The organism is Microbacterium sp. K41 (assembly GCF_004794395.1).
In the GTDB taxonomy this organism is placed as follows: Bacteria; Actinomycetota; Actinomycetes; order Actinomycetales; family Microbacteriaceae; genus Microbacterium; species Microbacterium sufflavum.
In genome coordinates this window covers 23,209-30,120 of record NZ_SSDO01000511.1, presented here as the reverse complement: position 1 = coordinate 30,120, position 6,912 = coordinate 23,209, and the positions used below count along the sequence as shown (strand labels likewise).

At 69.6% G+C, this 6,912-nt stretch carries 6 protein-coding genes; 5 read left to right on the top strand and 1 reads right to left on the bottom strand.

Features of this window, described 5'->3' with window-relative positions:
- The 5 genes from DW309_RS17420 to DW309_RS17400 all read left to right on the top strand — a co-directional run.
- Positions 1-316 (top strand): glycosyltransferase (locus DW309_RS17420; RefSeq protein ID WP_136046085.1); only part of this gene is annotated, 316 nt, incomplete at its 5' end.
- 101 nt (positions 317-417) lie between these two features.
- The gene (locus tag DW309_RS17415) at positions 418-2,859 is read left to right on the top strand and encodes an FG-GAP repeat domain-containing protein (protein ID WP_136029931.1); all 2,442 of its coding nucleotides are present in this window, start codon (positions 418-420) and stop codon (positions 2,857-2,859) included.
- 75 nt (positions 2,860-2,934) lie between these two features.
- Positions 2,935-3,849, top strand: a complete 915-nt coding sequence (locus DW309_RS17410) for an ABC transporter permease (protein WP_136029929.1) — start codon at positions 2,935-2,937, stop codon at positions 3,847-3,849.
- Complete coding sequence (locus DW309_RS17405) at positions 3,846-4,583, top strand: ABC transporter ATP-binding protein (RefSeq protein ID WP_136029927.1); 738 nt, start codon at positions 3,846-3,848, stop codon at positions 4,581-4,583. Before DW309_RS17410 ends, DW309_RS17405 begins: the two co-directional genes overlap by 4 nt.
- Complete coding sequence (locus DW309_RS17400; RefSeq protein ID WP_136046084.1) at positions 4,580-6,535, top strand: DUF6541 family protein; 1,956 nt, start codon at positions 4,580-4,582, stop codon at positions 6,533-6,535. The genes DW309_RS17405 and DW309_RS17400 overlap by 4 nt, the downstream gene beginning before the upstream one ends.
- Here the strand turns inward: DW309_RS17400 and DW309_RS17395 are convergent.
- The gene (locus DW309_RS17395) at positions 6,532-6,912 is read right to left on the bottom strand and encodes a DUF2304 domain-containing protein (RefSeq protein WP_136046083.1); all 381 of its coding nucleotides are present in this window, start codon (positions 6,910-6,912) and stop codon (positions 6,532-6,534) included. The genes DW309_RS17400 and DW309_RS17395 overlap by 4 nt on opposite strands.

Below are 6,912 nucleotides of genomic sequence, written 5' to 3'. Positions count from 1 at the left end.
GTCGGCAGCGGACCGCGCTGCCGTGCTCTCGGGGGCGTCCGCCTATGCGGCGACGAGGACGGTCGCGGGGTGGCCGTGGCGCGCCGTCGAGGCGCTCACCGTCGGGGTGCCCGTCGTGGCGAGCGATACCGGGTGCCACCGTGACGTGATCGCGGACGGCGGGATGTTCGCCGCGCCGGACGACCTGCCCGACGCGCTCGCCGATGCGGCGGGCAACGGTTCTGCGCGCTTGCGGGTGCTTGCATCGGACCGTTCGCGCGCGTTCTCCTGGGCGGGCGCGGCGGAGAGGGTGTGGAGCCTGCACGCCGACCTGTGAACGGCTGAGAAGACGCTGCACAATCGAGCGACACGCCGAATTCCCCTGGTGGAAACGTCGCAACAGTGGCATCATCCCGCAACTTCCGTCACACTGGTCACATGTCTCGACGTGCCCCACGCTCGCGAAACACCCTGAGGACCTCCCGACTCCTCACCTGTTTCCTCGCCGTCTCCGCCCTCCTCGTCGGCACCGTCGTGCCGGCCACCGCCGCGACGGCCGCCGCTTCCGCTTCCGCGCCCGTCGCCCGCGCGGTCGGCGCCCCCGCGGCGTCGGGGATCGCGAAGAGCACGCTCGCCGGCTTCACGCCCGGCAACATCATCAGCGACGCCGTCTTCACCAACAAGGACACGATGACGGAGGCGCAGATCCAGGCCTTCTTCAACGCGCGCGTCTCGCGGTGCCTCGGCGGCACCGACGAGGACGGTCGTCCCATCGTGTGCATCAAGGACTTCAAGATGACCACGGTCACTCGGGCCGCCGACCAGTACTGCGACGGATACACCGGCGCCGCGAACGAGAGTGCCGCGCGCATCATCTACCGTGCAGCGCAGTCGTGCGGGATCAACCCGCAGGTGCTCATCGTGATGCTCCAGAAGGAGCAGAGCCTGGTCAACCACACGTGGCCCAGCGCCTGGCGCTACGACATCGCGCTCGGACAGGGCTGCCCGGACGACGCGCCCTGCGACCCGCAGTACGTCGGCTTCTTCCACCAGATCTACGGCGCCGCCCGCCAGATGCAGATCTACATGGAGGGCAAGTGGTTCCAGTACTACGCGCCCGGCCGCACCTGGAACATCCTCTTCAACCCGAACCGCGCGTGCGGCTCCTCGCCGGTGTACATCGCCAACAAGGCGACCTCGGCCCTCTACTACTACACGCCGTATCAGCCGAACGCCGCGGCGCTGCGCGCCGGATACGGCGACGGCGACACCTGCTCGGCCTACGGCAACCGCAACTTCTACAACTACTTCACCGACTGGTTCGGCTCCACCCAGGCGCCCCAGGTGCCCTCGCTCGCCTCGGTCAGCTCCTCGTCGTACATGGTCGGCGTCGACAGTGCCGGCGTGCTGTGGGGATACCCGTTCGCGAAGAACGTGTGGGGCAACCGCAAGCAGCTCGCGAGCGGCCTGACCGGGGTCAGCGCGGCCATGGTGGTCGGCGATCTCGACGGCAGCGGCACGCGCGACCTCATCATCCGCCAGGGCAACGGCGTCTCGGTGATGCGCGGCAGCGGCGCCAGCTTCTCGGCACCGCAGTCGCTGAACCTGGACTGGAGCGGCGTGGTGCTCTCCACCGCCGCGGGCGACCTCGACGGCGACGGCATCCCCGACGTGCTCACCACCGCCAAGAACGGCGACCTCATGCTGTGGCGCGGCAACGACAAGGGCGGCCTCCTGCCTGCGATCCGCGTCGGCTGGGGGTGGGCAGGCATGAACATGCTCGTCGGCAACATCGACCTCAACGGCGACGGCAACCCCGACCTCATCGGCAGGGACGCCGCCGGTCGACTGTTCGCCTACTACGGAGACGGCGGCGGCGGCTGGACCGGCTCCCGTCAGCTCGGGCAGGGCTGGGGCGGCATGACCGCGATCTTCGTGCCGGGCGACTTCACGGGCGACGGCGTCAACGACGTGGCGGCGCGCACCGCGAACGGCGACCTCTACATGTACCCCGGCGACGGACGGGGAGCGATCACGTCGAGCGGCAAGATCGGCAACGGCTGGCAGATCCTGTCGGCGCTGACCGGTTCGGGCGACCTCGTCACCAAGCCGCGGGCCATGCCATCGGGCGTGGGCGACGTCGACCGTGACGGCGGACCCGACGTGCTCGGGCTCACTGCGCAGGGGAACCTCAACCTCTACCGCGGGAACGGCGCCGGTGCCTGGCGCGGCTCCCAGCAGATCGGCTCGGGGTGGACGGCGGGCGACCGACTGATCCCCATGGGCGACTTCAACGGCGACGGGTACCGCGACCTCGGTCGGGTGACCCCCGACGGACGGCTCTGGCTGATCCCCGGTGTCGCGGGCGGCTACGGGCAGCCCGTCGTGATCGGCAACGGCTGGCAGAACCACACGCTCCTCGTGGGCGGCATCGACTTCGACGGCGACCGCAACACCGACATGATCGCGCGCAACTCCGCCGGCCACCTCGTGTACTACCGCGGTGACGGCAGGGGCGGCTGGGCGAGCCAGGCCATCCAGATCGGCTACGGCTGGGGCGGCTTCGACATGGCCGTCAACGGCGGCGACTTCGACGGCGACGGTCGGGCGGACCTCATCATGCGCACGACCGACGCGCGCCTGTGGGTGTACCCGACCAACGGCACGGGCGGCTGGGGCACGCCGCGTCAGATCGGTGTCGGGTGGGGCGGCTTCAACGCCCTGTTCAGCCCCGGCGACTTCGACGGCGACGGCACCTCCGACCTCCTCGGGCGGCACACGAACGGCAACCTCTACCTGTTCCGCGGTGACGGCCGTGGCGGCTGGGGCGCGAGCGGCGTGATCGGGAACGGCTGGAACACGCTCACCGCCCTCGGCTGAGCGCGTGCCGTGAAGGCGTCCGGACGGGTGCCATAGGATACTGGAGTGCGCCGCGGCGACCGCCGCCGCAGCTGAATGAGTGGGGCCGTGACAGATACCCGAGATCTTTTCGCCGTCGTCCCGCGTTCCTCCTTCGACACCCCCGGCACGAGTCGCGGTCTGATCGATGTGGTGCGCTGGCGGTATCTGCTGTACCTGCTCGTGCGGACCGGCGTCACCACCCGCTACCGCAACTCGGTGCTCGGCTGGACCTGGTCGTACGTGCGACCCGGGGCGCAGTTCCTGGTGTTCTGGGTGGTCCTCGGATTGTTCCTCAGCCTGAACAGGAACATCGAGAGCTACCCCGTCTACCTGTTCTCGGGCATCGTCGTCATCAACCTCTTCTCCGAGGCGTTCAAGAACGCGACGACGTCGATCGTGAACAACGCCCCGCTCGTGCGGAAGGTGTTCCTGCCGCGGCAGCTCTTCGCCGTCTCCGCCGTGCTGGTGGCGTTCATCCACTTCCTCCCGCAGCTGGCCCTGCTGCTGATCGTGTGCCTCTTCCTCGGCTGGATCCCCGGGATCACCGTGCTCTCGGTGCTCGCCGCGCTGGCGGGCATCGTCATCGTCACGCTGTTCGCGCTGGGGCTCGGCCTGTTCTTCGGCGCGATCAACGTGCGGTTCCGTGACGCGGAGAACATCGTCGAGCTGCTGCTCCTGCTCGCGACCTGGGCCTCGCCCGTGCTCTACGCGTGGACGATGGTGCAGGAGGCCGTCCGCACGCTCGGCTGGCCGGACTGGATCCTCGAGCTCTACATGCTCAACCCGATCACGCAGGGCGTCGAGCTGTTCCACTACGCCTTCTGGCGTCCGGTCACCGAGACGACCATGCCGCTGCCGCCCGGCCTCGGCTGGAACACGCTGTGGACGTTCCTGATCGCCCTGGGCACGCTGCTGATCGGGCAGCTCGTCTTCCGCCGACTCGAGGGAAGGTTCGCGCAGGACCTATGAGTACCGCCATCGCCCCCCGCCCGAGCATCGTCGTCGACGGTGTGCGGAAGAACTTCACGCTGAACCACGCGCTGTCGCTCAAGGACACCGTGGTCGCCTGGATCCGGCGTCGCAAGACCTCCAGCACCTTCGAGGCGCTCAAGGGGCTCGACCTCGTCATCAACGAGGGGGAGTCGGTCGCGATCCTCGGGCTCAACGGCTCGGGCAAGTCCACTCTCCTCAAGCTCATCTCGGGGGTCATGGAACCCGACGCGGGCGAGGTGCTCACGCGCGGCAGGGTCGCGGGTCTCATCGAGGTCGGTGCCGGCTTCCACCCCGAGCTGTCCGGGCGCGAGAACGTGTTCCTCAACGCGGCGATCCTGGGCATGCAGCGCAAGGAGATCGAGGAGCGCTACGACGAGATCGTCGCGTTCAGCGAGATCGAGCAGTTCATCGACCAGGAGGTCAAGCACTACTCCTCCGGCATGTTCATGCGGCTCGCGTTCTCCGTGGCGATCCACGTCGAGCTGGACGTGCTGCTCGTCGACGAGATCCTGTCGGTCGGCGACGCGCCCTTCCGGGAGAAGTGCCGGCAGAAGTTCGGCGAGCTGATCGCGCAGAAGAAGACCCTCGTCGTCGTGAGCCACGACATGGAGATGGTGCGTGAGCTCTGCACCCGAGGCGTGGTGATCAACAAGGGCGAGGTCGTGTACGACGGCGAGATCGAGGGCGCGATCGCGTTGGTCGACGAATGATCGGCGACTGGGTCGCGCAGTCGGGGCTGATCGCCCTGACGCTCCTCGTCTTCTTCGTCCCCGGTCTTCTGCTGGGCGCCGCTCTCCGTCTGCGCGGGTTGACGCTCTGGGCGTCGGCCCCGAGCCTCTCGGTCGGCACGCTCGCGGTGCTGGCCATCGTCTTCCCGTTCCTCGGGGTGCACTGGGCTCTCGCTTCTGTCGGCATCGCGGTCGCGGTCGTCGTGGCGGTGGTGTTCGCGGTGTCGCTGCTGCTTCGTCGCGGTCGCAGCGTGGCCGACGTGCCACGACGGCAGCCGCGGCACCTCGCGCTCCTGGCCGTCGGCCTCATCGTCGGCGGCGGCCTCAACGCGGCCCGATTGATGGCGTACGTCGGCACGCCGACCGCGATCTCCCAGACGAACGACGCCGTCTTCCACCTGAACGCGCTGCGCTGGGCCGCCGAGTCCGGCACGGTCTCGTCGCTCGACCTCTCCGGGCTGCTGGGCGGATCCACCTTCTATCCCGCGGCCTGGCACGCCATGACCTCGCTGGTGGCTCTGGACATCGGCTCGATCCCGGTCGCGGCCAACATCGTCGCGCTGGTGATCGCCGCGGTGGTGTGGCCGCTGAGCGTGTCGCTGCTCGCCCACGTCGTCAGCCGCGGGGATGCACTGGTCACGGCGCTGGCGGCCGGGTTGTCGGCGGGCCTGATGGCGTTCCCGCAGCTCATGTTCGAGTGGGGTGTCCTGTACCCCTACGCCCTCTCGCTCGCCGTCGTCCCCGCCGCGGTCGCCCTCACGATCGTCGCGGTGCGGTCGTGGCGGGGCGCACGGCGCGGTGAACGCCTTCTCGCCGCTGCGGGTCCGGGCGTCGCCGCGCTCCTGGCGGTGACGGCGGCCACGCTGTCGCAGCCGTCGTCCGTGCTCACGTGGGGTGCGCTGGTGATGCTGTGGTTCTCCGGGAGCCTGCTGCTCGGCATCCGCCGCCCCGGCGCGCGCCCTGTGCTGCGGTGGAGCGTGATCGTGGTCGGCTGGGCCGCGGTGGGCGTCGTGTGGCTCGTCCTGGCCTACCTCGCCGGACCGGTGCTGTGGCGGTCGTACCGCGGCGTGTTCGGCGCGATCGCCGACGTGCTGGTGAACAGCCACTCGCTGCTGCCCGCGGCGTGGGGGATGAGCGTGCTGCTGCTGGCCGGATTGATCGCCGCCGTGCGCGACCGGCGACTGCGGTGGCTGGCGGTGGGATGGGCCGGGTTCTCGCTGCTCTACATCGTGAGCGTCGGCACCGACCTTCCCTTCATCAAGAGGGCCCTCACCGGTCCCTGGTACGGCGACTCCTTCCGGCTCGCGGCGATGGTGCCGATCGTCGTCGTCCCCCTCGCCGCCTTCGGCCTCGCCATGATCGTGCGGATGGTGTCCGCCGCGGTCCCGAGGCTCACGGGAGCGCGTCGCGACGCGGTCGCGCTGGTCTCGCTGGTGGTCGTCGCCGTGGTCGGGATCGTCAACGTCGCGCTCTCCCCGGTGGTGCTGCTGCGCGTCGCGGACGAGACGGACGAGCAGTCCCGCTACGCGATGAACGCCGACAGCTACCTCTCCGACGACGAGTACCGCCTGCTCACCGAGCTTCCCGACCTCGTGTCGCGGGATTCGCTGATCATCGCGAACCCCTCCACGGGAGCCGGCTTCGCCTACGTGCTCGGGGAGCGCGACATCGTCCCCCGCACGTGGGCGCCGCCGCAGTCCGCCGCGTGGGACGTGATCGCCGCGCACCTGCGTGACGCCGCGGAGGACCCCGCGGTGTGCGAGGCCCTCGCCGCCTACGGCGACCCGGACTACGTGCTCGACTTCGGCATCGGCGGCACCGGTCCCGGCGAGTACCTCATGCCCGGCATGACCGACTTCAAGGACCGGCCGGGATTCGAGGAGGTCGCCTCGGAGGGCGACGCGAGCCTCTGGCGGATCACCGCCTGCGGCTAATCCTCGGGCTGGCCGTCGTCCGGGGCGGCACGACGCGCGCCGTCCTGCGGGTCCTGCGACGCCTGCAGCAGCGCGAGCTTGCGCGCGAGCAGGGTGAGGCTGCGCTGCTGCGCGGCGTTCCTCCTCGACTGCGTGTAGACGAAGACCATGAAGATGACCACCAGCGCGTACAGCAGCAGGTCGGTACCGCGCCCGACGCCCACGAGGTTCGCGACCCAGGTGAGCCACTGCGGGAACAGGATCGACACGATCGCCACGAGCACGAAGCCGCCGTACAGGAGACGGCGGATCGCCAGGTGGCTGTCCGCACCGGTCCGGCGCATGAACACGGCGCCGATGGCGATGACGGCCGCGATGAGAAGGATCTGGATCCACAT